22 protein-coding genes, 1 other RNA gene and 1 riboswitch are annotated in these 25,931 nt (G+C 59.2%); of the genes, 6 read left to right on the plus strand and 17 right to left on the minus strand.

Annotated features, from left to right (window positions below; all coding sequences use genetic code 11):
• Positions 1–7: 7 nt before the first annotated feature.
• The 17 genes from MSNKSG1_RS06680 to MSNKSG1_RS06755 all read right to left on the minus strand — a co-directional run bounded on the left by MSNKSG1_RS06680 (position 8) and on the right by MSNKSG1_RS06755 (position 16,423).
• Positions 8–346, minus strand: a complete 339-nt coding sequence (locus MSNKSG1_RS06680; protein ID WP_008938490.1) for a hypothetical protein — start codon at positions 344–346, stop codon at positions 8–10.
• Entirely contained in the window at positions 343–828 is a 486-nt protein-coding gene (locus tag MSNKSG1_RS06685; protein WP_008938491.1) for a tetratricopeptide repeat protein, read from the minus strand. The genes MSNKSG1_RS06680 and MSNKSG1_RS06685 overlap by 4 nt, the downstream gene beginning before the upstream one ends.
• Complete coding sequence (locus MSNKSG1_RS06690) at positions 818–3,619, minus strand: tetratricopeptide repeat protein (RefSeq protein WP_008938492.1); 2,802 nt, start codon at positions 3,617–3,619, stop codon at positions 818–820. Before MSNKSG1_RS06690 ends, MSNKSG1_RS06685 begins: the two co-directional genes overlap by 11 nt.
• On the minus strand, positions 3,616–5,253 hold the full coding sequence (locus MSNKSG1_RS06695) for a tetratricopeptide repeat protein (RefSeq protein WP_008938493.1): 1,638 nt from the start codon (positions 5,251–5,253) through the stop codon (positions 3,616–3,618). The genes MSNKSG1_RS06690 and MSNKSG1_RS06695 overlap by 4 nt, the downstream gene beginning before the upstream one ends.
• Before the next feature lie 6 nt (positions 5,254–5,259).
• A complete protein-coding gene (locus MSNKSG1_RS06700; protein WP_008938494.1) occupies positions 5,260–5,808 on the minus strand; it encodes a hypothetical protein in 549 nt (182 codons plus the stop codon).
• A gap of 314 nt (positions 5,809–6,122) precedes the next feature.
• Complete coding sequence (locus MSNKSG1_RS06705) at positions 6,123–7,301, minus strand: vWA domain-containing protein (protein WP_008938495.1); 1,179 nt, start codon at positions 7,299–7,301, stop codon at positions 6,123–6,125.
• Between the two features lie 22 nt (positions 7,302–7,323).
• Positions 7,324–8,166, minus strand: a complete 843-nt coding sequence (locus MSNKSG1_RS06710) for an AAA family ATPase (RefSeq protein ID WP_008938496.1) — start codon at positions 8,164–8,166, stop codon at positions 7,324–7,326.
• Positions 8,167–8,184: 18 nt separating this feature from the next.
• Positions 8,185–10,203, minus strand: a complete 2,019-nt coding sequence (locus MSNKSG1_RS06715; RefSeq protein ID WP_008938497.1) for a VWA domain-containing protein — start codon at positions 10,201–10,203, stop codon at positions 8,185–8,187.
• The gene (locus MSNKSG1_RS06720) at positions 10,203–10,547 is read right to left on the minus strand and encodes a hypothetical protein (RefSeq protein ID WP_008938498.1); all 345 of its coding nucleotides are present in this window, start codon (positions 10,545–10,547) and stop codon (positions 10,203–10,205) included. Before MSNKSG1_RS06720 ends, MSNKSG1_RS06715 begins: the two co-directional genes overlap by 1 nt.
• Positions 10,547–10,993: a YcgN family cysteine cluster protein gene (locus MSNKSG1_RS06725; protein WP_008938499.1), complete on the minus strand. Its 447-nt coding sequence runs from the start codon at positions 10,991–10,993 to the stop codon at positions 10,547–10,549. The genes MSNKSG1_RS06720 and MSNKSG1_RS06725 overlap by 1 nt, the downstream gene beginning before the upstream one ends.
• Positions 10,990–11,283: a YcgL domain-containing protein gene (locus MSNKSG1_RS06730; protein ID WP_008938500.1), complete on the minus strand. Its 294-nt coding sequence runs from the start codon at positions 11,281–11,283 to the stop codon at positions 10,990–10,992. Before MSNKSG1_RS06730 ends, MSNKSG1_RS06725 begins: the two co-directional genes overlap by 4 nt.
• A complete protein-coding gene (locus tag MSNKSG1_RS06735; protein ID WP_008938501.1) occupies positions 11,280–12,431 on the minus strand; it encodes a ribonuclease D in 1,152 nt (383 codons plus the stop codon). Before MSNKSG1_RS06735 ends, MSNKSG1_RS06730 begins: the two co-directional genes overlap by 4 nt.
• A gap of 17 nt (positions 12,432–12,448) precedes the next feature.
• On the minus strand, positions 12,449–13,051 hold the full coding sequence (recR, locus tag MSNKSG1_RS06740; RefSeq protein WP_008938502.1) for a recombination mediator RecR: 603 nt from the start codon (positions 13,049–13,051) through the stop codon (positions 12,449–12,451).
• 35 nt (positions 13,052–13,086) lie between these two features.
• Entirely contained in the window at positions 13,087–13,410 is a 324-nt protein-coding gene (locus MSNKSG1_RS06745; RefSeq protein ID WP_008938503.1) for a YbaB/EbfC family nucleoid-associated protein, read from the minus strand.
• 3 nt (positions 13,411–13,413) lie between these two features.
• The gene (gene dnaX / locus MSNKSG1_RS06750; protein WP_008938504.1) at positions 13,414–15,330 is read right to left on the minus strand and encodes a DNA polymerase III subunit gamma/tau; all 1,917 of its coding nucleotides are present in this window, start codon (positions 15,328–15,330) and stop codon (positions 13,414–13,416) included.
• A gap of 145 nt (positions 15,331–15,475) precedes the next feature.
• An RNA gene (ffs, locus tag MSNKSG1_RS18895) (signal recognition particle sRNA small type) lies at positions 15,476–15,572 on the minus strand.
• A gap of 101 nt (positions 15,573–15,673) precedes the next feature.
• Complete coding sequence (locus tag MSNKSG1_RS06755; protein WP_008938505.1) at positions 15,674–16,423, minus strand: 2OG-Fe(II) oxygenase; 750 nt, start codon at positions 16,421–16,423, stop codon at positions 15,674–15,676.
• A 116-nt stretch (positions 16,424–16,539) separates the two neighbouring features.
• Between MSNKSG1_RS06755 and MSNKSG1_RS06760 the strand changes: the two genes are divergently transcribed.
• The 6 genes from MSNKSG1_RS06760 (at position 16,540) to MSNKSG1_RS06785 (ending at position 25,609) form a co-directional block, all read left to right on the plus strand.
• Positions 16,540–17,460, plus strand: a complete 921-nt coding sequence (locus MSNKSG1_RS06760) for a D-hexose-6-phosphate mutarotase (RefSeq protein ID WP_008938506.1) — start codon at positions 16,540–16,542, stop codon at positions 17,458–17,460.
• Positions 17,461–17,473: 13 nt separating this feature from the next.
• Positions 17,474–18,289, plus strand: a complete 816-nt coding sequence (locus MSNKSG1_RS06765) for a lysophospholipid acyltransferase family protein (RefSeq protein ID WP_008938507.1) — start codon at positions 17,474–17,476, stop codon at positions 18,287–18,289.
• Positions 18,289–19,236, plus strand: coding sequence for an SDR family oxidoreductase (locus MSNKSG1_RS06770; RefSeq protein WP_008938508.1), 948 nt, complete (start codon positions 18,289–18,291; stop codon positions 19,234–19,236). Before MSNKSG1_RS06765 ends, MSNKSG1_RS06770 begins: the two co-directional genes overlap by 1 nt.
• A 50-nt stretch (positions 19,237–19,286) precedes the next feature.
• The gene (gene prsK / locus MSNKSG1_RS06775; RefSeq protein WP_008938509.1) at positions 19,287–21,431 is read left to right on the plus strand and encodes an XrtA/PEP-CTERM system histidine kinase PrsK; all 2,145 of its coding nucleotides are present in this window, start codon (positions 19,287–19,289) and stop codon (positions 21,429–21,431) included.
• Between the two features lie 135 nt (positions 21,432–21,566).
• Entirely contained in the window at positions 21,567–22,940 is a 1,374-nt protein-coding gene (gene prsR / locus MSNKSG1_RS06780; RefSeq protein WP_040886701.1) for a PEP-CTERM-box response regulator transcription factor, read from the plus strand.
• 41 nt (positions 22,941–22,981) lie between these two features.
• Positions 22,982–25,609, plus strand: coding sequence for a tetratricopeptide repeat protein (locus MSNKSG1_RS06785; protein ID WP_008938511.1), 2,628 nt, complete (start codon positions 22,982–22,984; stop codon positions 25,607–25,609).
• A gap of 191 nt (positions 25,610–25,800) precedes the next feature.
• Positions 25,801–25,890: riboswitch (cyclic di-GMP riboswitch) on the plus strand.
• The last annotated feature ends 41 nt before the right edge of the window (positions 25,891–25,931 follow it).

Below are 25,931 nucleotides of genomic sequence, written 5' to 3' on the forward strand. Positions count from 1 at the left end.
TGCACAGTTAAGGCTGAATGCCTTGCGGATTGAGTGTCATCGGGTCCAGGGTTTCCCGGAAGCGCCTGTGATTGCCCAGCGCCAGTGGGTCCACCGGCTGTTCCAGGGTGGGTGCGTGATCGTCCAGCTCGGCCCGGGGCCGGCGTGGCAGGCTCGGTGGCTGCCACGGCAGGATAAACAGGATCCGGGGATCGTCTTCGCCGAGGGTCGCGGAAATCCCCTGTATCCCGAGCCGCATACCGGCCTCATGCGCCTTATTGTTCTGCAGGTCATCCGCCTGGGCATGCGGCACGGTGAAGATCGCGGCGACCAGTAGCGGGAGGATCCGTAACAACCGTCCCATCATTCCTCCAACCTCCGTTTCAAGTCGGCGATCCAGCCAGCCACATCGGCATCTTCCTCCGTACTCAGAGCCTCATAAGCCCGGTACTGCGACAGAGCGGTTTTCAGGTCGAGCAGATATAGCTCAGAAATAACCGCCAGGTTGTAGTGCAGCTCCGGCACCCCGGGAGACTCGGCAATACCCTGTTTCAGGAAGTCAGCGGCAGCCTCGTAGTCGTGGCGATCCGCAAGTGCAAGCGCCAGGTTGTTGATCGTTGTAGCGTCTGCCGGGTTCAGCCGCACGGCCTGCGTCCAGTCTTCGATAGCCTGATCAGCCTCGCCGCTATCCCATGCCGCCTTTCCCTGCTCGGCAAGTTCCGCAGCCTTGACCGGGTCGGGCTCCGGCTTTGGGTGGGCCTCCGGCGTAACAGAAGGCCCGGCGCACCCGGTGAGCCATAGCAGAACCAGTAATCCGGAGAGCCATGAGGGCCTGAACCTATGCACCATCGTTTGCCTCACTGTTCCAACTCATCCAGCGAACGGCCCGGTCATACCGGCCGGGATTCATCTGGCCCAGGACCTCCAGGCTCCGTCCAATCCATGGATCGAACCCATGCTCCACAATCCGCCCATGATTTCTGGCATGCAGCGCGATCGCTTTTTCCTCAAACGGATAGGCCTGTTCCTCAAGCAGCATCTGGTACTGCATGGCCTCCATTTCATTGAGATCCGGCGGCACAGACGACGCCATCAGATCGGCAGCGAGCTGACGGTAGAGTTCAGCTCGCCGATAAAGGACTTCCGATTCGACCGCTTCGCCGCCGAACTGCTGGGCCTGGACGAAATATTTCCGGGCCGCTTCAAGAGCTTCCTGTTTCCGGTCCAGGGCCTCGGCGAGTGGCTGAGTCAACGCAATGCTGCCGAAGGTGTCGGCCTCCCGAATGCCCAGCGCCATTGCGCTGTGGGCACTCAGCCGCAATGTCTCCTCGGAATGCCAGTCGCTGGACAGCTCCGCCTTAACCATGGCCTTTTGCCACTGTTCCGGATGGCTTGCGGATTCCGCCAGACGTTGCCGCATGGTCTGGAGCCGGATGTGACTATCCGCGTCTTTTGCCGTGGGTCGGGTGTCCAGGTATCGAACATAAAGGGCGTTACGCTGTTTGACGTCGCCGGCGTCATGAAACAGGTCCGCCGCCCGAAGCCTCAAGCGCCAGGGATTCTCCCGGGTTTCCGCCATGGCGAGCAGTTCTTCCGCTGCACGAACGGGCTGATCCGACTCGGTGTAGGCATACACCAGCTTTTCACCGATCCCCGACGTCAGATCGTGGTCCGGATAATCCCGTCGGAAACGCCGAAGCTCATTGATAGCGGTCTGCCATTCCGAGGCTTTCAGGAGAGTGTTGGCTGCATCGAACCGACCCCGGATGGCCATTTCGGAACCGGGCGCAAGGGTTTCAATACGCTGGAAATGGGCAACCGCCAGAGAGACCTCGCCAGCGGAAGCCGCTGCCTGGCCCTGCTGGTATATGGCCCCTGCCAGTTGCCCCACGACGGCCTTACGGTCGTTTGCGGTCGTTCCGGGCACATTGCCTTCGTCGATCAGACCCAGCGTCTGACGCCACGCTCTCTCAGCCTCGGCGTATTGCTGACGTGCCTGGCGCACCTTCGCCGTGACCAGCCAGGCGGAATAACGCGCTTTCAGGTCGGCGTCGGGCCGCGTAGTGACGGCGTGGGCGTAGTCGACGGAGCGGTCATAATCGCCATTGGCATACCAGCGCGTAGCGAGATCCGCCTGCGCAGCCGCCGTTCGGCTATCGGACGGGAACGTGCTCGCGAAACGGTCAACCTCTGCCGAAAGTTCGCTCAGCGGCTCCGCCGGAGATGGCGCACTGTTATCGGAAGGCACCCGCTTCCGATACAGCGTGATAGCAGCCCAGGCGGAGTCGGCCGCTTTCGGGTAACCGGGCGATTGATAAGCTGCCGTCTGGAAGCTGTTGATTGCCGCCTCATCTTCACCAGCCTGCAATCGCGCGTCCCCTGCAAGGCGCCAGATCGGCCCGGCATCGGATTGCCTTCGTGCCAGTGACTCATAGTAGTCCGCCGCCCTTGCAAACCCCGACGCAGCTTCCCCTTTGGCCGTCAGCCGTTCCGAGGCGGAGTGGTAATGAAAGTCGGCGAGCGTGCGGGCGTATTGCTGCCAGAGCAGTTCCTGGTCCCCATCAAGCTCCGTGTAGGCGCCGTCCGGAAGATAGGCCGCCACGTAATCCGCTTTCGCATCACGCGCGGCGTCGGGCCTGCCCGCCTGCTGCCAGACCTGAACGACCTGGTTCAGAAAATCCGGGCTGTCCCGATGGTCCGGATAACGTTGTACAAAACGCCGGTTTACCCGGACACTCGCCGAGGGCTCACCGGTCACGGCGTAGAGATCGGCCAACCGATCATAGACGAGGGGCACCCAGGGACGAGGCGCACCGTTGCCCAACCACCCTTCCAGGCTTGCCACGCCCTGCTTCCTTGACGCCATCACGGCAAGGATTCGAAGGGTATCGTCGATGGTGTCCACGGAGGACTGCGCTACCGACCCAAGGCTCGCTTCGGTGGGCAGGAACCCGTCGAGGACTTCCAGGAAGGTGGCAGCGGCCCGATCCCAGGCCCCGGCGCCCTGTTTGAACTGACTCCAGCCCAACATGTATCGGGCCTTGCTCTTGAGCGCCTCACCACCCTCGCCCTTGATCAACGTTTCATAGCTGGTTTCGGCCCGGGCGTACTTGCCGGCGGAGAACTCCGCTTCGGCGATCCGGAATCGGGATTCCGGTACCAGTGGTGAATCCGGATAAAGGCCGACCAGCTGTCGGAGACGTTTTGTCGATTCATCGGTGTGCCCGGTCAGGGCATGGGCCTTGGCCATCTGGTAGAGCAACTCGTCGAGCCGCCCGGAAAAGGAACCCCGATCCAGAATCGATTCATAGCTTGCGATCGCTTCCCGGTAGATCTCCGGTTCCTGGTCAGCGCTGTAGCCTACGTCTTCTCCAGAACGAATTCGGATATTGGACAGGCGGTTCAGCGCGTCCACCCGCACTTCCGGCTCATCGGAGGTTTCGAAAAGCCGCTGGTAACGCCGGCCCACTTCCGCGGGCGAAATTGCCGGCAAGGGGCGACTCTCAAACTTGAGGAACACGGGACGCATGTCGGCAATGGTCTTACCGTCCCGATCCAGCTCGACCTTGAACGACTCCTGGGCCAACAGACTGCCCGGTAACAGCAGGCTGACCGCGCAAAGCCCCGCAAGAACCCTCATTGTGACGTCTCCTGAAGGTTCTCAAGTGCCAGATACTCATACAGGTGCGCGATCTGCTGTTCGGTCTTGTCATAGGCATAGACCATTCTCTGGTCCTGATCGTCCACGTAAGCCAGCGCCAGCTCATTCAGTCGATTTTCGGCGGTAGCCCGCAGAGCCGACGCTCTTTTTCGGTAACCGGCAATCTCGGAAAGCAGGGTTTTGAGCCGGTCACCGACCCCCATATCCCCGGATCCGACATCCGAAACTGCAGCCAGGGCGGTGTTCGCATCGCCGAGGATCCGTTCCATTTTCGCCAAACGGCGCTGTTGTGCTGGTCCGGTGGCTTTTTCAAGCAGTTTTTCCACCTGGTCTTCGAGTGCGTTGCCCTCCGTGCGCAGTTCCCGGAGCGTACCCTCGTCTACCGAACCACCGGTCGCCCTGTGATCAAGCTCGGAAAGCAACACCTCCAGATTGCTCTGCTCCTGCGACAGCCGGTCATCCAGCCGTTCAAGTCTTGCCACCCGGGCTACGGCTATCTGTGCTGACGGAGTGTCCAGAAAGTCCATGAGGTAAGCCTGTCGGGGCTGCTGCATGGTCCGGCTGTCCGCCAGAAACCACTCCAGATCGGATGTCTGAGCGCCCTTGACCAACGCACCGTAGGCACCCTTTTCCCTGATTTGCTGCTTGAGTTTTCGCAGGGTTACGCGCTCACTTTCATACGCGGCATTCGCTGCGAGGTAGGCCTCGCCAGCCTGTCCGAGATAACCCGCGAGGTCATAGCCCCGCCCCATTCCAATCCAGGCATCCGCCACGCCGGGATAGGCCAGGGGAAATTTTTTTGCCCGGTGCCAGCTTTGCATGGCGGCGCGGTGATTGCCCCGTTCAGCCAATGCCAGCCCGTGGAAATACAACGCCAGCGGCGTTACCGGACTGTCCAGCGCCACCTTTTCCAGGAATCCAATGGCCTTGTCATACTCGCCGTTCTGATAGGCCAGGTAGCCCGCCCTTGCCAGAAGCCGGTTCCGGAGATCTTCCTGTCGATCGGATTCCTGATCCGCTTCGGTCATGGCGAGCGCCACCCTCAAAGCGACCAATGCCCGAGCCGGATTGGTGTCCTGCCTGGCATAATCACTGGCGAGATTTCCGTAACCGACCGCCGCCCAGTAGCCGGCGTCCATTCCTGAAAGGATCTTGCCCGCCCTCTCAGGGGCGCCAGCCTGTCTCTGAAAATCGGCAAGGTGATACAGCGCTTCCTGCTTATCCTCACCGAACCCGTAGCGCGCAGCGAGGCCGAACCACCGTGCGGCTTCCTGCGAATCGGCTTGTTCCAGGGCTGCCCGACCAAGGAGCATCGAGGCTTTTCCCCGATAGGTATCCGTCTCTGCAATCCGGCGCAGCTCTTCCAGGCCCTGGTGCCGATGACCACTGTCCAGCCAGACCCGGGCCCGAAGTAAAGGCGCGTCTTTACCTTTCATCGCTCCGATCGTCCGGACCGCGTCAGGAGCATCGCCAGTGGCAAGCGCATAACGGACAACGCCCGGCCGGAGATCCTCAGGAACGGCAATAGTCCCGGCCAGCACCGGACCTGCCATGCAGCCGGAGGCAGCCAGGAAAGCCGTCAGAGAGATCCGCAATGAACGTCCCACAAACATCCGGCATCACTTCCATTCAGTAAAGGAGACGTAAGGCTCGAAATCCGGTGCGCGAGCGCCGAGCTTGAGTTCGACACCGAGGGCACCAGGCCTTTTTGTGAAGGGGTGGGACGCCTCGCGCCGGACAAAATCCTTGTCGGCAGAACGGGCGGTAATCACGGCCCGGATACTATGGGCGCCGCTTTCGATATTCCCGATATAGAGTTGCTGGACGCCACCGGCCTCAAGGGCCGAGCGCTCGCGCGGCGTGTAGAGATGTGAGGCCACCGGACGATCGTTCACAAACAACTCGACCGAATCCAGATCCAGCGCTTTCCGGGTTTCAAGTGTCAGGAAAACTGTCAGTCGGGTATTCACCGGATAGAGCAAGGACTCCTGCAACCCTTCAACCTTCGCCGAGTGGTCGTTGACCTCGGCTGCCAGCTGATCAATCCGGTCATCCAGCGTTGCGGCGCCAGCACCCGGGATACACACCCAGGACAATAGAATGACCAACGCCGATGCCAGCAACTTCGGTGATTTCAGGCATCCTTTCAATGGTTGCGAGCCGTGCATACGCTTCCTGCCCTCTCCAAGACTGGAAAACTTCCGTAACAAACGTGCGAAAAGCGTAACACTTGGTAACCGCGAAGAACGGTATACAGGTCACCAAATGGGAAACAGAAAGTGTCGGTTTATTTGACAGTGCCTCGGAGCGAGGATCGGGAAAGGGATGGCAGGAATACTCAAAACATTAACAGGTTATTGTTTTATATATTCTTTTATCGCATGGCCCTGATTTTGCTCTGCATGGATCGGCGGGAGGGCAAACCGGTCCGCCCGCCAAAATATGCCGAGCTTTGCCGATGCGACACGTCGCATCGGCTTTTTTATTTGCTCAGGTGCCGCATGGCCGATTCGAGGCCATCAATCGTCAGCGGGTACATGTGATCACCCACCAACTGGCGAGTCATCCCCAGTGATCCACCGGTTCCCCAATAGCTTTCGGGCAGTGGATTCAGCCAGACCACTTTCCGGAAATGATCCGAAATCCTCTGGAACCAGGTCGCACCGGCTTCTTCATTCCAGTGTTCGATCGAACCACCCGGATGTGAAATCTCATAGGGTGCCATGGTGGCATCTCCGACAAAGATCACTTTGTAGTCCGGCGTGTACTTGTGGAGGATGTCCCAGGTGCTCGTGGTTTCATTCATCCGGCGAATGTTATTGGTCCACACGCTCTCATAGACGAAATTGTGGAAATAGAAATATTCCATGTGCTTGAACTCGAGCCGTGCCGCGGAAAAGAGTTCTTCACACACCCGGACATGCGGATCCATGGATCCACCCACATCAAAGAAAATAAGCACCTTCACCGCATTATGGCGTTCCGGAACCATCTTCAGATCCAGGTAGCCGGCATTCCGGGCCGTGGAGCGGATGGTGTCATCCATGTCCAGCTGGTCCGCAGCGCCCTGGCGGGCAAACTTGCGCAACCGCCTCAGAGCCACCTTGATGTTGCGAATACCCAGCGTGATGCTGTCGTCCAGATCCTTGAACTCACGTTTTTCCCAGACCTTGACCGCACGCCCCTGGCGCCCATTCTTCTGCCCGATGCGAAACCCTTCCGGGTTGTAGCCGTTGGCGCCGAACGGAGACGTGCCGCCGGTACCGATCCACTTGTTGCCACCGGCGTGTCGCTCCTGCTGTTCTTCCATGCGCTTCTTGAAGGTTTCGATCAGCTCTTCAAGGCCACCCAGGGAATCGATCTTGGCTTTCTCTTCCTCGGTCAGGTGCTTCTCGAATTCCGCCCGCAACCAGTCATCCGGAATCAGGGATTCCAGCAGGTCATCCAGGTTCTGGATGCCCTCGAAATAGGCCTGGAACGCGCGATCAAACTTGTCGAAGTGCCGCTCGTCTTTTACCAGGCACAGCCTCGCCAGGTAATAGAACTCTTCCATATCGGCAAACGCCAGGCGTTTCTCGAGTGCCTCTAGCAGGTCGAGAAATTCGCGGAGGCTGGCAGGCACCCTGGCCCGCCGCACTTCGAGAAAAAAATCAATCAACATAACGCGGAACTCTTGCCGGAAATCAGTTGCGACGCCGTGCCATGAACGCCAGCTTCTGCAACAGGTGGACGTCCTGCTCGTTCTTGACCAGCGCTCCATACAGCGGTGGCAACGCGGTACCCGTATCCTTCTCCTGCAGCGCCTTCGCGGTCAGCTCATCCGCCATCAAGAGCTTCAGCCAGTCAATCAGTTCAGACGTGGACGGTTTCTTCTTCAGGCCGGGCACCTTGCGCACGTCGAAGAACACCTCCAGAGCGTCCCGGACGATGGCCTGCTGAATGCCAGGGAAATGCACATCCACGATGTCCTGCATCGTTTCGTGATCCGGGAAGCTGATGTAATGGAAGAAACACCGGCGCAGGAACGCGTCGGGCAGCTCCTTTTCGTTGTTACTGGTGATCACCACGATCGGCCGATGCTTGGCCTTCACGAACTGCTGGGTCTCGTAGACAAAGAATTCCATGCGATCCAGTTCCAGCAGGAGGTCGTTCGGGAATTCGATGTCAGCCTTGTCGATCTCGTCAATGAGCAGGACCACCTGTTCATCGGCTTCGAAAGCTTCCCAGAGTTTCCCCTTGACGATGTAGTTCCGGATGTCCTTGACCTTCTCGTCACCCAACTGGGAATCCCGGAGACGTGAGACGGCATCATAGTCGTAGAGGCCTTGCTGAGCCTTGGTCGTGGATTTGATGTGCCAGGGGATCAGCCTCATGCCGAGTGCAGCCGCCATTTCCTCCGCCAGCAGCGTTTTACCGGTGCCAGGTTCACCCTTGATAAGCAGAGGACGCTGGAGCGAAATCGCGGCGTTGACCGCCATTTGAAGGTCGTCAGTGGCTACGTATTTTTCAGTACCGGTGAACTTCATGCTTCGATTTCCTGTTGGTTACTGTTTCTTCGGATCCTGATCCGCAGGGGATCCCTTGTCATTTTTGTCGCTCGGCAGCCCGGACTCATCCTCTTCATAGTCCGGCAGATCGTCAAATTCCGACAGATCGAAATCCTCAAGGCCGAACTCTTCATCATCGTCCTGGGCATCGTCAGCCGACGCCTCCGCCGGTTCCGGTTCCGGTTCCGGTTTCGCCTCAGGCTCCACGACAGTCTCTGCCACGGGAATCTCTTCCTCATCGCTGGCGTCAGTAGCCTCGTCCGTGATTTCCGGAATGGTCTCCTCCGGTTCAGGCTCGGCGTCGACCTCGGGCTCCAGTTCCGGTATCACCTCTTCTTCCGGCTCTGACTCGTCCAGATCCTCAAGGGTTTCGCGTTCGGACGCCGCCGACGCCATCGTCTGCTCCTGGTTTTTCTTTCTGCGGATGGCCCACCAGGCCAGCAGGCCCAGGATCAGCATTCCACCGCCGCCTGCACTGCCCCAGATCAGCCATTTGTTGTCGCTCTCTTCAGGCTGCTGGTCCTGCGCCTGATCCGGCTCCGGTGCCTCCTCTTGGGTGTCCGGAACCGGAGTTACCGGCTCCGCTTGCGGTTCTTCAGTCGCGTTAGCTGGCTCCGGCGCGGACTCCGGTTCGGCCTGCTCGACGGCGCTGGTATCGATGGGACTGGCGATTGCAGGAGCCACCGGCTCTTCTGCGGCCGGACTTTGCTCGGGTGCCGGAGCTGGCTCTGCAGGTTCAGCGACCGGAGGTGGCTCCGGGGCCACGAACGTCGTGTCCGCGGTTACCTTGCGACTAAAGGTTTTGCCATCGGCAACCACCTCAATGCGATAGGTACCCGACGCTGGCAACTGAGCAATGGTATCGCCATATACGCCATCTTCCGGAGGCGTCTCTCCGGAGAGAATTTTTTCGCCACTTCGGCCGTCTTCCGAGGTGATCGAAAGGCTGACCTTCACCACACCCAGGAAATCCGGATTGACGATTTTTTCCGATTTCTCGAAAAATGCCACAGACAGATTGATCGGCTCGTCCGCGCTGAAGGTCGATGGGATATCACTGACCACCATTTTCAGGTCACTGACCACCGTCACCCGACTGCCCTCACCCAGCTCTCCCTGGATTTTCCAGTCTCCGGGGAGCGGTTTGTCGATGGTGATCAGGTCGTAGGCCTTTTCATTGGCCCAACGGACGTTGTCTCCGTGCGTCCCGACACTTACGGACTGACCATCCGGGCGGACCAGTGTGAGCTCACTGGTGGCCCCAGTGGCGCCCTGCCCGCGGAAAATCAACGCTGTGAATTCCTTGACGCCCTGATCGACGGTGAAACCATTACCTTCAATGGGAATCTGTTCCTGGGGAACCGCAGAATTGAGGGCATCGAGGAAGGCCAGGTTCAGCGCTTCGGCATTATCGGCGACATGGAAGCTGCCACCAGACTCGTCCGCCAGCTTTTTCAGGAATGCTGCATCCGCCTGGGACGACAGTGCCACCGGATGGAACGTCGCGCCCTCGGCAACCAGCCTGGGCAACAGGGTTTGAAGAATCCGCTTTTCTTCCGCGGAATTCACCTCGGGATCGTCGGAAATATCCACCTTGCCATCGGTGAGCAGGATGAAATGGGTGTTCTTGAGGGTTCCGCCGGAATAATAGTCATCGCTGGCCACTTCGATGGCTTTGCCCAGGTTGGTTCGCAGGGCCACGGAATTAATCTGTTTGGACCGGTCGATCGCCAGTTGCCGCCACTTGTCTGTCACATCGTCAAACGGAACCAGCATGTTTACATACTGGCCGAAGGTCCACAGACCGGCCATTGAATTACCAGGCAGCATTCCGGCAAGAAGCCGGACCGCAGGCTGCCGGAGGTTGTCGGGATCGGTATCCTTCATTGAACCCGAAATGTCGACGATCATCCGCACGTCGGACTGATCAGGCAGGGTCAGGGTACCGCCCTTTGCCGCAGCGAAAGATGGCAGGGCAACCAGGGCCAAAAGCAGCAAAAGAACCGTCTGTCTCATCAGCGTGTCACCAACCGGTAACGGACCAGATCCAGAATCCACACCAGCAGCATCACCAGTCCGGCAATCCCGAAGTTGAACACGGCCCGTCCGGCGGATTCCATGTTACCGAGGATGGCCTCGTAGCCGCCGAAGATCCACGCCGGAATCCACCAGTCCGCCAGGTCCGGTGACTGTACGGGAGTCAGAAACAGCACCACCAGCGCCGCCAGCAGCAGTGTTCTGAGCCCATACAGGGGAACGAGCCGGAAAAGTTGTTTCATCATGTAGAAAAACACGACAAAGGCGATGGCGTAGGCCGCCCAGAAAATACCGTAAGCCAGTTGCGTATCTGCGTCGATCATTACAAAACCCAGTGAATGATGTGTTCTTCCCAGTCTTCCTCGGGGACCTGATTTTCAGAGACGACCTTGTGCCTGACGGAAACACCTGCCTGATGCACGGAGTCCGGATCACCACTGACCAGCGGATGCCACTCCGGAAGCGGCCGCCCTTCCGCCAGGGTCCTGTACGCACAGGTGTGCGGCAGCCAATGGTAGTCGTTCACCGTATCCGGTGTCAGCACTGTGCATCCCGGCACCCGCTTCAACCGGTCGGAATAAACTGTGCACTGGCAACGTTCGGTATCGAGGTACTGACAGGCCAGGTCGGTGTGGTAAACCTCCCCGGTGTCCTCATCCTCGAGCTTGTTCAGGCAACACTTGCCACAGCCATCGCAAAGCGACTCCCACTCCCCAGGCGTCATCTGGTCAAGCCGTTTGCGCTGCCAGAACGGGATCTGGGCAATCATTTCCGGGACGACTCCAGGCGCTGTTTCAGCTCCTCCATATAGTCATCCTGCTCATCCGACAATTGCAGGAAGAAATCCTTCTCCTCAATGGCTTCGAGCACCTGTTTTCCGGTGGTCCGGGCCAGTTTCTTCTCCGGTATCAGCAACAGGTCCATGGCATGGACCGGTTGTCCGAAGATGCCTCTCAGCCCCTCAGGCAGGTCGTCCCACTTCTGGCCCCTGCGAACGAAGATGTAGGTGTCAGCCTTCCGGCTGCTCCTGAAAACCGACACGAATTCCCGTTGTTTCATTGCTTGAGTATGTCCTCGATTTCGGTCTGAATCGGCGCCAGCACGTCCGATCTCCAGCCACGGAAGAACTCGTCCCGTGCCAGGTCACCGCCCTGCATGAGTTTTTCAAGGCGCTTTCTGGGAGCGAGCAGTTCCATCGGAATATCAGTCTGCTCCGAGACGTTCCTGATCACCCGTTTGAGCTTTTTGAATCTGCCCTGATCATCCCGGCTCAGTGGCGGTGCAATCAGATCCAGATCCGGATTATCGGCGGCCCTGGCGTCCCGGACAAGATTCAGTAATGTCTCACCGTAACGGCGGACCGCACCACCGGGAATTCCCTGGATATTATCCAGTTCCCGAAGGCTTGACGGCAGTCGCTCGGCAATCAGGATCAGAAGGGCATCGGCCAGAACCCGGTTGCGGGGCATGTCGCGACGCTGGCATTCGAGCTCCCGCCAGCGGACCAGAGAGCGCAAAACATTCTGCTGACCCGGCGACAAGGTCCAGCCGCCCCTGAGCTTGAGATAATGGCGTTCCGGGTCTTCCTGTTGTGACAGTTCCGAGGCATAGCGGGCGGATTCCTCATGGAATGCCTCTACCAGCCCCCGGGGTTCCAGGTTCGACAGCACCCAGCGGTTCATGGGCTCCAGAAACCGGATGTCGTCAAGCGCGTAACGCTGCTGGACCTCTGAGAGTGGACGAGCCAGCCAGTCGGAACGGGTCGCGGACTTGTCGAGGGTCTCGCCAAACAGGGTTTCCACCAGGCGTGCGTAACCGAGGGAGAAGCCGGCACCCGCCATCGCCGCGCCTATCTGCAAATCCACCACACCCCGGGGATCCACACCGAGCCAGTGCCGGAACAGCTCCAGGTCTTCGCTCATTGCATACAGGAGCTTGGGCAGATCCGGGCTTGCCAGAACACGGCGGAACTCCGCGGAAACCTCGGCCACTGCCGGCTCCACCAGCCGGAACTCCTCTCCGATACCGAGCTGGACCAGACCGGGAATGGGGTAGAAGGTGCTCACCCGTTCGAATTCGGTATCCAGGGCCAGAGGCTGTCCGGTCGAGACTGACCCAAGCCAGCGGTCCAGCGCTTCCGGGGACTCAATCCATGAAATAACTGCCGGGGCCGGAGGCGCCGCAACGGCCGGGGAATCAACTGCCATAAGAACGTCCGGATTGCCTATTCGGAAAGGGGTTTGCGACCGCGAAATGCGTGGGTCAGAGTAAAGCCGTCGACATAGCCCAGTTCCCCGCCGACGGGAATGCCATGGGCCAGCCGGGTAATCAGGATGTCGGTGCCGTCGAGGCGATCGGAGATATAATGCGCGGTCGCCTCGCCTTCCACCGTCGGATTGGTGGCCAGGATGAGTTCAGTAACGCCTTCTTCGCGAACCCGTCTGAGCAGCCGTTCGATGCCGATCTCTTCCGGCCCGACGCCATCAATCGGCGAAAGGTGCCCCATCAGCACGAAGTAGCTGCCCCGGTAATCGCCGGCCTGTTCGATGGCAAGGAGATCCGACGGGCTTTCGACCACGCACAGTGTGCCGTTGGTGCGCTCCGGGTTCTCACAGATGCCACAGAGCTCCGTGTCCGAGAAATTCTGGCACGACTCACAGCGCCTTACCCCGTCCATGGCATTTCGCAGGGCATCGGATAGCCGGGAACCGCCCGAGCGACCGCGTTCCAGCAAATGAAACGCCATTCGCTGTGCCGTTTTCTGCCCAACGCCGGGCAGGCATCTCAACGATTCAACCAGTTCGTCTACCAGGGGACTGAAAGCCATCCACTAACCTCGGGATTACAGCGTCAAATCAGCCATCAAAATGGCATCTTGAAATCGGACGGTACGCCCAGGCCGGACATCATGCCGGACATCTTCTCTTTCTGATTGGCCTCCACACGACGAACCGCATCGTTTACCGCCGCGGCCAGGAGGTCTTCCAGGATTTCCTTTTCCTCGGACATCAGGGAGTCATCAATGTCCACCTTGCGGACATCGTGCCGGCCATTCATGGTTACCTTCACCAGGCCCGCGCCGGATTCACCCGTGACTTCCGCCTTGGCGATCTCTTCCTGGGCCTTCTGCATTTCTTCCTGCATCTTTTGGGCTTTTTTCATCATGTCGCCCATGTTATTGAACATGTCTTATCTCCTGCTCAGCTCTATGGGCCGGATACTGTCTTCGACCACCCGTGCCTCAAAACGTTCTACGATGGATTTCACCACCGGATCCTGGCGAATGGCCTCTTCCGCCGCCTGTTGCCGGGCCTGTCTCTGCCGCTCTTCGTAGGCCGCTGGCGTATGAGGACCAGGATCACCGGGCCTTATATCCAGTTGAATGGCGTCGCCAAAGCGCTTTCTCAAGGCAGCGAGGATTTTTTCCTCATGCCTCGGGTTCAGCAGGCGAGCGTGCCCCTCGTCAATCGTCAATACGATGGTGTCGTCGTGGCGGGCCATGGCGCCGTGACTGGCCAGGTTGCCAGGCATACCCACGATGCCGAGATCCCGGAAATCCCGTTCCCAGACGAACTCACCGTCGGCCCGATTATCGGCCACGGTTTCGTCCTGCCGGAGCGCGACTTCCGGTTCAGGTTCCGGCACCGCTGCATCCGGCGTTTCACCGAGTTGTGGCGGCTCTGGCTCTGGCTCTGGCTCTGGCTCTGGCTCTGGCTCTGGCTCTGGGTATCCAGCGTCTGCGCCGGCGTCCAGGCTCGCAAGCCACTCGTCGTTGTTTGCACCCTCATCGACCGGCGCACTTTCCGCGGTCATTGCAGGTGGCGGTTCCGGGATTGCCTCCGATGCCGCAACCGGTTCGGGAGCGTCCGGCGTGGGCTCTGGTTCGGGAGCAACCCGAGCCTCGGGTACGGCCTGGGCCTCAGATTCAGTCTGCGGTGCCGGCGCAGGCTCAGGCTCATCCCGGGAGTCGCCGCGGGAACCTTCGCTGCCCGAACTCACCGCCGGCGGGGCGCGCCGATCGGAGCCGGGCCGGAACGCGAGCATCCTCAGCAGCGTCATTTCGAAGCCCATCCGGGCGTCGGGCGTGATATCCAGATCCTTCCGGCCAATCAGGGCCGCCTGGTAGAAAAGCTGGGCGTCTTCGGCACTCAGCCGGCGGGCCAGGGCCTGAACCTGTGCGGCGTCGCCCAGGGCATTATCGGCACTGCCCGGGACCACCTGCTCCATGGTGACCCGATGAAAGAGCGACAGCAGATCCGCCAGAATCACACTGTAGTCCGGCGCATAATCCGAGATGCGGGCAATTTCCGACAGCAGGCCGGGGCCATCCCGTTCGACCAGGGCATTCACAATTTTTTCGATGTCCCGCTGGTCGATGGTGCCGAGCATGTTGCTGACATCCGCCGCCGCCAGCTTCTGGTTACCGAATGCGATGGCCTGGTCGGTCAGACTGAGGGCATCCCGCATACTGCCATCCGCCGCCCGGGCCAGAAGCCACAGTGCCGGCTCCTCAAACGGAATCTCCTCGGCTCCAAGCACATGAGAAAGATGGCCGGCAATGTGTTCCGGCGTCATGCGCTTGAGATTGAACTGCAGACACCGGGACAGAACCGTCACCGGCAGTTTCTGGGGATCGGTCGTCGCCAGCAGGAATTTGACGTGATCGGGCGGCTCCTCAAGGGTTTTGAGGAAAGCATTGAACGATTGATTGGTGAGCATGTGCACCTCGTCAATGAGGTACACCTTGTAACGACCACGGGTGGGCGCGTACTGAACGTTGTCAGTCAGCTCCCGCATATCATCGACGCCCGTGCGGGACGCCGCATCGATCTCGATCAGGTCAACGAAACGACCTTCCTGGATTTCCTGACAGCTGGAACACTCGCCACAGGGATGCGGGGTGATGCCGGTTTCACAGTTGAGGCAACGGGCAAGCAGCCGGCCGATGGTGGTTTTACCAACCCCACGGGTACCGGTGAACAGATAGGCGTGGTGCAATCGCTGGTTTTCGAGGGCGTGGATCAGTGCCTGAAGCACGTGTTCCTGACCCACCATGTCTTCGAACGTGCGGGGACGCCATTTACGGGCAAGTACCTGGTAGCTCATGTTCCATCAACTGCTGTAAAAATGGGCTTAACCTTAGCATGGACCCGCTTTGATAAGAAGCAAAGATGAATGCCGAACGCCGGACATCGCGCTCGAAACGGAGAGTATCTCAGGGACTGGGAACAGCGGGGAAAACTGGGGGTGACCCCATCAGCAAATCTCCGGCACACATATCCACCGCTGCGGCTGCTCCCTTCCGGGCCTGACCGGGTTCACGGTTTCATGTTGCGGAGGCACCAATGGGGCCACCATAACGGCGTTTCGGGGTTTCCCTCGAAAGCGGCGCGCATATTAGCAAAAGGGTTCCGGGACTACAACGGAAAATCGAGCCCGGCCCGGAAATCTACAGCGGCAGCGGCACTTCATCCTGCCGGAACCAGCAAGCCAGGCTGTAGCGCGTTCGATTGGCAGGCAAGACCTCATGGGGAATCTCTTCGCTCATGAACAGCGCCATCCGCCCCGCTTCGGGCAGGACCAGACCGCACACTTCGCTGTCGCTGTCCCGGTTGAACACCTGCAACGCACCGCCATCGTCCGGAGACCAGTCCTCATTCAGGTAGAGCACCAGGCTGACCACCCGGGACGCGCGCCCCTGGAAACTGTCCAGGTGTCGCTTGTAGAAATCACCGGGGTGGTACGTGGCGTAGTGCGCCTCAAACCGCTTCAGCCCCAGAAACAAACGCTGGTTCAGCCCTTGCTGGATGGCCTTCAGAAAGTCGAACAGCTGTGCCTGGGGCGGGGTAATGCCCTGAAGCCAGGCAATCCGGTCACGACGTACCGAGCGATCCCGGACCAGATCGGTACCACGGCCAATACCGGCACGCTTCATTGCATCGGTCCGATCGAGGATGGCGACCTCCTCCCTTAAAGCCGTAATCAGGGGATCGCCAAGACGCTCCCGGACATCGAGCGACATCCAGCCGGATTCGCTCAGACCGGACGCCAGCTGATCAAGCCAGCCCTCTGAAACCGGAGCAGGCACGGCATTGCCGTAATCGGAAGGTTCGACGTCACTGCCGGCAACCGCATCCATAAACTGCCCGGTCGCGTTCAGAACGGGGGGCTGTATCGGCGTAACTTTGGGCTGGTCCATGGCGCGTCTCCTCGAAAAATCGGCGCTATTTTAGGCACAATTCTCGCCGGACGGTCAGTTTTAATTTACTCTGGTCATAAGCAGATACACTTAACCGAGCCGTAAGCCGATCTTCCATGTCAGAGAGCAGTCATCGTCCTTCCCGGGCTCTGTCACCGGGACAATGGTCGTTCACCCGCTGGGCCACCATCGGCCATCTTGAAGCACTGGTTATTCAACACCCCCTGTTTCGGGCGACCCTGTTCCTGCAGGGCGCACACCTGACGCATTTTGCCCCCAGTGGCGAATCGGAATGGCTCTGGCTCAGCGACACAGCCCGCTTTGAACCGGGCAGGGCCATCCGTGGTGGCATACCTGTGTGCTGGCCCTGGTTTGGCGATCCCCAGAGAAATCCCCCGGAAGTGCGCAAGCGCATTCACTCGGACAAAGCCCACGGGTTCGCAAGAACGGCCCTGTGGAAACTTGAGGACGTGCGCGAAAATGCCCACGAGATCGAGATCAGCCTTTCCCTGGACGCCAATGAAGACTTTGCCGAAGAATGGCGCGGCAGAGCACTGGCGCTGCTGACGTTTCACTTCTCGGTTCGCGGCTGCCAACTGGCGCTCACCACCACCAACCTGTCAGAGGAGCCGCTGGCATTCAGCCAGGCCCTACATACCTACCTGCCCACCCCGGACATTACCCGTACCCGGGTTCTGGGGCTTGGGTACAGCCAGTACATCGATACGCTGGACAACTGGGAGTACAAACCCCAGGAGGGGCCGGTGTACTTCGATGGAGAAACCGACCGGATCTATGAGAGTGGCGAACCGCTGAAGATCGTCACCCCCGGCGGCAGCCGCCGACTGACGCCCGTTGGCAGCGACTCAACGGTGGTCTGGAACCCCGGCCCCGAAAAGGCCCGGGCTCTCTCGGATTTCCCCGATTCGGCCTGGAAGACCATGCTCTGTGTCGAAACCGCCAATGCAGCGGGCGACTACCGGGTGCTGAATAACGGACAAAGCCACACCCTGGGTGTACTCATCGGACGCAAATAATCGTGGAGAAGGAATGAGCCTGGCCACCTACGTTAAGTCGAAACTGATCCCTGCGGACATCGACAAACATATCAACCGCATCCGCAAACCGATCGGCTCGCTGGGCTACGATCCCTGGGGCTACAACAACGAGGCCATCAAATACGGCTTCGCCCTCACCCGGCAAATCTATGAAAAGTACTTCCGGGTGGAAGCCCACGGCGTCGAACAGGTGCCCGCCGAGGGGCCGGTCCTGATCATTGCCAACCACAGCGGACAGCTCCCGATCGACGGTCTCCTGATTGGCTACGCCCTTGCCTCCCGGCCCGAACAGCCACGCATTCCGAGGGCCATGATCGAGCGCTTCTTTCCGACGGTTCCCTGGCTCGGCAACCTGCTCAATGAAATGGGCGCGGTACTCGGGGATCCGGTCAACTGCGCAAAGATGCTCGCCAACAACGAAGCGGTCATCGTGTTTCCTGAGGGGATCCGGGGTTCCGGCAAGCTTTACAAAGACCGCTATCAACTGAAACGCTTCGGCAACGGTTTCATGCACCTCGCGATGAAATACAACGCCCCGATCGTGCCGGTCGGCGTGGTGGGATGCGAAGAAACCATCCCGGCCATCGCCAACATCAAGCCCCTGGCCAAAGCGCTGGGCATACCCTATGCCCCGGTTGCCCTGCCCGCGGTGTTGCCCGCCAAGGTGCACCTGAACTTCGGAGCCCCCATGTATTTTGACAACACGGAGATTCCCGAAGAACTGGTGACCGAACGGGTCGAGACGGTGAAAGCCGAAATCAGCCGCCTGATCGACAAAGGACTGAGCGAGAGGAAAAAGCTGTTCTGATGACAACTCCAAAACGCCCACATATTCTGGTTACCGGTGCTGCCGGGGCGCTTGCCCAACAGGTCATTGATCAGCTCCGGGATACCTGCGATCTCGTCGCCGTCGATTTCCGCGAACAGGTCTACCTCGGCGATGACATCCCGAGCTACTGCATCGACTTCAACAAGCGCGTGTTCGAGGACCTGTTCAGGCGTTACCAGTTCGATGGTGTGATCCACCTGGGCCGGATCCAGTCGAGCCAGCTCACCCGGATGCGCCGCTATAACGCCAACGTACTGGGCACCCAGAAATTGCTCGACCTCAGCCACAAGTACGGCATCAAACGGGTGGTGGTGCTTTCCACTTACCACGTCTACGGAGCCGTGGCCTACAATCCCGCCCTGATTGATGAATCCGCTCCGCTCAAGGCAGCCGGGCTCAGCGCGGATCTGGTGGATTCGGTGGAACTGGAAAATCTCGCCAATATCTACCTCTGGCGCTATCCGGATCTCAACATCACCATTCTTCGCCCCTGCAATATCGTCGGACCGGGCGTCCGGAACACCATGAGTACGCTATTGGCGAGCGAGCGGGCTCCGGTACTGGCGGGCTTTTCGCCAATGATGCAGTTCATCCACATCGACGACATGGCCGATGCCATCGTGCTCGCCTACAAGAAACCTGTCCGGGGCGTCTTTAACGTTGCACCCCAGGACTGGGTGGCGTACCAGCACGCACTTCGCCTGTGCGGATGCAAACGCATTCCGATACCGTCGATACCTCCGGTTGTACCCAGCCTGATTCTCCGGACGCTCAATATGCGGCGCTTCCCATCGTATCTGATGGCGTTTTTCAAGTATCCTGTAGTGATCGACGGCAGAGCCTTCGCCCGGGAGTTCGACTTCAAGCCCAGGCGACCGCTGCAGGAAATCTTCCGTTTCTACCGGAACAACAAGAGCCCGGTGTAACCGCCTGACACGAGGTCAGGAAACAGCCGGGCAAGGCGCAGGAAGCGAACATGCTCAGTGATTTCAGCCTGATCAGCTACGGTGCGGCAACGCTGGCCTTCGGCCTGCTTGCCCTGCTGGTTGCCGTTCGTTATCTGAGGCGAGACGTCGACCAGGCACTGTTCCTTGCCGGGCTCGTGTCCACCCTGTGGGCCGGCGCACTGGTGACCCAGAGCCTCTGGGGCACACCGGGCTTCACTATCCGGTACCTGCTGGAGCTGCTCCGGGACGGGACCTGGATCACGCTGCTGTTTGCACTGCTGCGGGACGCCTCCCGGCAAGGCAGTACCCACACCCAACTGCGCAAACTTCTCGGAATCTCGACGTTTTCACTCGTTGTGTTGCTGGTGGGCTTTGCAATTCTCGAGTTCGTCCTTGGTTGGCAAATCCTCACCGGCAAAACCAAGATCCTCGGGCAGATTGCACTTACCCTGCTTGGACTCTCCCTGGTTGAGCAGATCTGGCGAAACTCGCCGAGTATCGGTCGCTCCAGCATCAAATACCTGTGCATCGGCATTGCCACGATCTTTGCCTTTGACTTTTTCATGTACGCCGATGCCCTGCTCTTCGGGCAGGTTGACGCCGCTTTCTGGAACGCCCGAGGCCTCGTCAACGCGCTTCTTGTGCCTTTGTTTGCGGTCAACGTGGTCAACACCCGCAAACAGCCCGTGGATTTTCAGCTCTCCCGGTCTGCGGTATTCCACGCGGGCACTCTGGTGTTTGCCGGCGGGTATCTCCTGTTCCTGGCCATCGGTGGCTACTACGTGCGCATACTCGGCGGTGACTGGGGCGATGCCCTTCAGGTGCTGTTCCTGACCATCGCCCTGGCCTTCCTGGCCACACTGGTCCTTTCGCGGCGGTTGCGCGCCAAACTCATGGTTCTGATCAGCCAGAACTTCTTCGACTACAAATACGACTATCGGGAAGAATGGTTGAAGATGACCCGGGAACTGGCCAACGTCAGCGACGACCCGCCCCTTCCGGTACGGGTCATCCGGATCCTGTCAGGGCTTGTGGAGAGCAACGCCGGGGCCATCTGGATCAAGGACGAACAGGGCGCTTACTCGCTGAAGTCCTCCGTAAACCTGTCCATGCCCAAGTTCACCAGCATCGATGGCGATTGCGAGCTGGTCCGCCTGTTCGAGGAGCGGGAGTGGATTGTGGACCTGCACGAATACCGGGCCGACCCGTTGAGCTACAACCTGCTGGAAATCCCGGATTCGATCGCAATGATCCCCGAGGCCTGGCTGGTCATCCCTCTTTACCTCGGCAATGATCTCTACGGCATCGCAATGATCGGCAACCCCTACGCCAAAGTGGAGCTGAACTGGGAAAACTTTGACCTGATCAAAGTCGTCGCCCGCCAGTCGTGCAACCTACTCGCCCAGGCCGATGCGCAGCACCGGCTATCCCGTGCGATGCAATTCGAGGCCGTCAGCAAAGCATCCGCGTTCATGGTGCACGACCTGAAAACCCTGATCGCCCAGCTGTCCTTGCTGGTCAAGAATGCGCCAAAGCACCGGAACAATCCCGCTTTCATCGACGATATGATCAACACCACGGAACATGCGGTTCGCAAGATGTCCAATCTGGTCGACCATATTCGGAAACCCACGGACCGTGGCGAATCCAGCTATCGGAGCATCAATCTGAGCGATCTTGCCCGCAGCCTTGTCACCCAATACAGCCACCAGTCGCCGGCCCCGTCGCTGGTGGGAGACCCACCCCCCGCCATGATACGGGCTGATTACGAGGAATTACGCAGCGTGCTCGGCCATCTGATCCAGAATGCCCAGGATGCGACACCGCCAACGGGCGAGATCACTCTGAACGTCAAACGCGCCCGTGGCAGCGTGGTCCTTTTTATTCAGGACACCGGCAGCGGGATGAGCGAAGACTTTATCAACACTTCGCTGTTCAAACCGTTTGAGAGCACCAAAGGACTGACCGGCATGGGCATCGGTGCCTACCAGGCCCGGGAATACGTGCAACAACTGGGCGGGAATATCGACGTGACCAGCGAACCTGGAGTGGGCTCGTGCTTCACCGTGCGCATTCCCCTTGAAGCCACCGATATCGAAAGCACTTTTGCGCCGACGGACTCTGCGGAATGGTCAATGACCGGTACGGAAAGCCCGGCCAAAGACGTCAATTAGTTGGCGGTTTTCACGATTAATCCAACTGGTCATTGCAAACTGCCAATGTTCAGTTAAGAATCAAGTGTAAGGAATCATTGAAACAGGCTGTTTCGATGCGATAACAAAGTACATAACAAGGGATTTGTTGCAGTTGTGACCAGACGACTCCTGATAGTAGAAGATGACCCGGGCCTCCAGAGTCAGATGCGCTGGTGCTTCAGTGAGGAACTGGAGGTGACCGTCGCCTCCGATCGAGAATCCGCCCTGGCAGCACTCAGGCGCACCGAGCCGGAGGTTGTCACCCTTGATCTCGGCCTGCCACCGGATCCCGGCGGCGCCACGGAAGGGTTTGCCTTGCTTGAGGACATTCTCAAACTCGCGCCGATGACCAAGGTCATTGTTGTTACCGGCCGTGAGGACAAGGAAAACGCTGTCCGCGCCATCGGCATGGGCGCCTCCGATTTCTATCAGAAACCCCTCGATGCGGACATCCTCACCTTCGTTGTGAATCGGGCATTTCGCCTGGCCGAACTCGAACGGGAAAACCGGGACCTCGCCGGCCAACGGAATGGCACCACTATAAAAGGCATTGTGGCTGCCAGCCCCCAGATGCTCGGCATCTGTCGCACGCTCGAAAAAGTGGCCCCCACCGACGTCACCACCCTGATCACCGGGGAAACAGGCACCGGCAAGGAATTGCTGGCTCGGGCGCTGCACGATCTCAGCCCCCGTGCGGACAAACCCTTTGCCGCCATCAACTGTGCCGCCATTCCCGAGAACCTGCTTGAAAGTGAGCTGTTTGGCTTCGAGAAAGGCTCATTCACCGGGGCAACCCAGAGCAAGAAGGGTAAAATCGAGAGCGCCAATGGCGGCACCCTGTTCCTGGACGAGATTGGTGATATGCCGATGGCGTTGCAGGCAAAACTGTTGCGTTTTCTCCAGGAGCGGATGGTCGATCGCGTGGGTTCAGTCAAGCCCATCCCGGTCGATGTGCGAGTGGTTTGTGCGACTCACCGGGATGTCCGTCAGCTGATCGACAGCGGGGATTTCCGGGAAGATCTTTACTACCGGATCAGTGAAATCACCCTCGACGTGCCTTCGTTGCGCGAACGGGACGGCGACGCCCTCTTGATCGCCCAACACCTCCTGAAGACACTCGGCAAGCAGATGGACCGCACCAACCTCGCGTTTACCGAGGAGGCGATCAACGCCATCAACAGTTACAGCTGGCCGGGCAATGTCCGTGAAATGATCAACAAGGTCAAACGGGCCACTATCATGGCAGACGGAAAGCGTGTGACGGCCGAGGATCTTGAGCTGAGCTCCGGAGAAGCCCTTAACGGCGGACACATCAATCTCCGTCAGGTGCGGGAACAGGCCGAACGCCAGGCAATTCTTCAGGCGTTACAGAGTTCCGGATTCAACATGGCCCAGGCCGCCCGCCTGCTCGGGGTCACCCGCCCCACACTGTATAACCTCACTGACAAATACAAGATCAGCACCACAGCTGAACCATCAGAAGTATGAGTACCGCCCTGCCACGGACGGGAAGCTCGGGGAGTAAATCTATGAGAACAGGGAACACCAGCGCAGCAGTCTCCAGAATCCTACTCGCTCTGACACTGACGCTTCCGCTTCTGGCCGGCTGTAACAATCAGCCGGACGACTCCGAAGCGATGTCGCACATCAATCGGGCCGACACCTACGCCGAACAGGGCCAGTACCGCTCCGCGCTGCTTGAGGTCAAAAACGCCATTCAGATGCAACCGGACAACGTCGACTACATTGTCCATCTTGCTCGGCTTTACCTGGACATCGGTGCCAACAAGCAGGCCTCGGAACTGCTGGAACCCTGGCTTAAGGATTATCCCGATACCGTTGCCCTGCCCCTGGCCCGGGCTTACGTGAATCAGGGTAAACACCTCTCTGCAACCGAAACCCTGGCCCTCCACAAACCGGCATCCCCGGAAGAGCAACTGGAAGCCGACCTGATCCGGGCTGAAGCCCTCCGTCGGTCAGGACAACTCGCCGAGGCGCAGGCACTTTACCAGAACCTCGCCACCTCCCACCCGAGTAACGTCGCTGCCATCAGCGGCCTGCTAAACACCCAGATCAACCTGAACCAGAACACCACTGCCGTCCAGACTGCGGACGACTGGCTGAACAAACAGGGCCCCAATGTCGAGGTTCTTTACTGGAAAGGCATAGCCCAGTACCGGCAGAACAACCTGGATGCGGCTGCTGACACCCTGACCAATGCCGTCGGCGAGGTTCCGAGCTCCGACGTCTTCCTGCCGGTACGCCGCAATGTTCTTTCTGCGCTCTCGCGAGTGCTTACTGAACAGGGGCGTATTACCGAGGCCCAGGTGTATAACAAGATTCTTGCAGAGAACATGAACACCGAAGCCCGTGCCCAGGCGGAAGCCGCAATCGCCGCCATCAAGGATGGCAAGATCGACGAAGCCAAAGGGATTCTCCGGGACATGCTCAAGCTGAACCCCGACAATCAATCTGCCGCCCTGATTCTCGGCACTCTGGAAGCCGGCTCTGGCGAACTGGATGAAGGGGCCCAGCTTCTGACGGAAAATCTGGATCCGGAGACCACGCCGACGCAATTTATTCGCGCAGCCACCATGGCCCAGATCGACAAAGGCCAGCGGGAAGAAGCGCTCAAAACCCTGAGCCGCGCCATCGAAGCCCGTCCGGATGATAACGAGCTGCTGGCCATGCACGGCATTCTCGCACTCAGCCTCCCCGAACACGCCAAAGAAGGCATCACCAGTTTGAGTAAGGTTCTGGCCAACGAGCCCGACCGGGTCCGGCTGCGTCTTGCCCTTGCCCGCCACTACATCGGTGCTGATCAGCCGGAACTGGCACTCGCGCAACTGCGGATGGCCTTCACCTCGAACCCGGCAGACTGGGCAACCACCGGCACCTACCTGAACCTTCTGATTCAGCAGGGAGAGAAAAAAGAAGCCGCGGAGATCCGGGACTCACTGCTCAATGGGTATGCCGACGAACCCCAGGCAATCCTGCTGGCCAGCATGGCGGATGCTCGGCTGGGCAATGTGGACAACGCCGTCTCACGGCTGGAAAAACTGGTGGATCAGAAGCCCGATCTGCAGGCACCCACGATCGCGCTGGCCACACTCTATGCCCAGACTGACAAGACATCGCAGGCTGTTGACCTTTTGATAAAAGCGGCCCTGATTACCCCCAATGCCATCCAGCCGTTGCAACAGGCCGGCCAACTGTATGCGCGGGACCATGACATGAACCAGGTGAAAACCTGGCTTGGAAGCGTCGCCGAGACCCATCCCCCGCTGAAGACCAATGCCGATATCCTGCAGGCGTTGATCAATATCAGGCAGGGCAATCTCACCGACGCCCGCAAGCTGCTCGACCAGCATTCGGATCCGGACAGCGCGCCACTCAAACGCGCGACCGGACGACTGCTGCTGGCCGAAGCCCGCGCTGCCGCCAACGCCAAAAACTGGGAAGAGGCACGTGGTAAAGCCGCGGAGGCCATTGCCCTCGAGCCGGAGAACCTTGGTTATGCACTGCTCCCCGTCGGGCTTCTTCAGATGCAGGAAAAATACGACGACGCACTCAAGGCTCTGGATGGCGTGGAAACCACCTTCGGAAACCAACCCGCTGTAGCTCTTTCCAGGGCTACCCTGCTTCAGGCAAGAGACGGCAAGGATGAAGCCTACAAATACCTGCTTGACCAATGGAAGACCACGAAAAACACCCGGCTAATGCCCTCCTTACTGGGCCTTGCACGGGCGACATCACCATCCTCGCTGGATACGTTGACGGACGAATGGCTCAGTGCGACGCCCGAAAGCCCTGCCGCCCATATGGCCCGGGCCGAGTGGCTCATGAACCAGCAACAGAACGTGGCCGCCAAAGCCCAGTATGAAGAGGTTCTCAAGCGCCAACCGAACAATGCCAAGGCACTGAATAACCTTGCCTGGATGCTTCGGGAAGACGATCTGGACAAGGCCAGGGAATACGCAAGCCGTGCCAGCCAGCTGGAGCCCAGGAATCCAGCCATTCTGGACACCTATGGCTGGATACTGCATTTGCAGGGTGATCACGAAAACGCCCGGAAATACATCGAGCAGGCCCTGGCACTGGCGCCCGGCAACGCAGAGATCGAGGCGCACCTGAATACGGTCAAACAGGCCATGTAAAGCAAGCTGACAACCCGCCTACATTCACGATAGTTAAACGGCCGATGAATCCCGATTCATCGGCCGTTTTCGTTGAGCCTGTCGATGTTTTTTACACTCATCGTTAAGCGTCCACTAAAAACGCTTTTTATTCAACATCTTATAACTTGGCACAGAACTCGCATTGTTTTAGGTGAGGATCGGGGCGATTCCCGGTCGGATGCCAAACCACTCGCGAGGGTGGGACGGAAAGCCAAGGATCTCTGGACTCCAAAAGAACAAGAGACAGCCTGGTTGCAAAGCGAACTACAGGGAATTAGAGCTAAACAACCGGAGATAAACC

This window comes from Marinobacter santoriniensis NKSG1 (assembly GCF_000347775.1).
In the GTDB taxonomy this organism is placed as follows: Bacteria; Pseudomonadota; Gammaproteobacteria; order Pseudomonadales; family Oleiphilaceae; genus Marinobacter; species Marinobacter santoriniensis.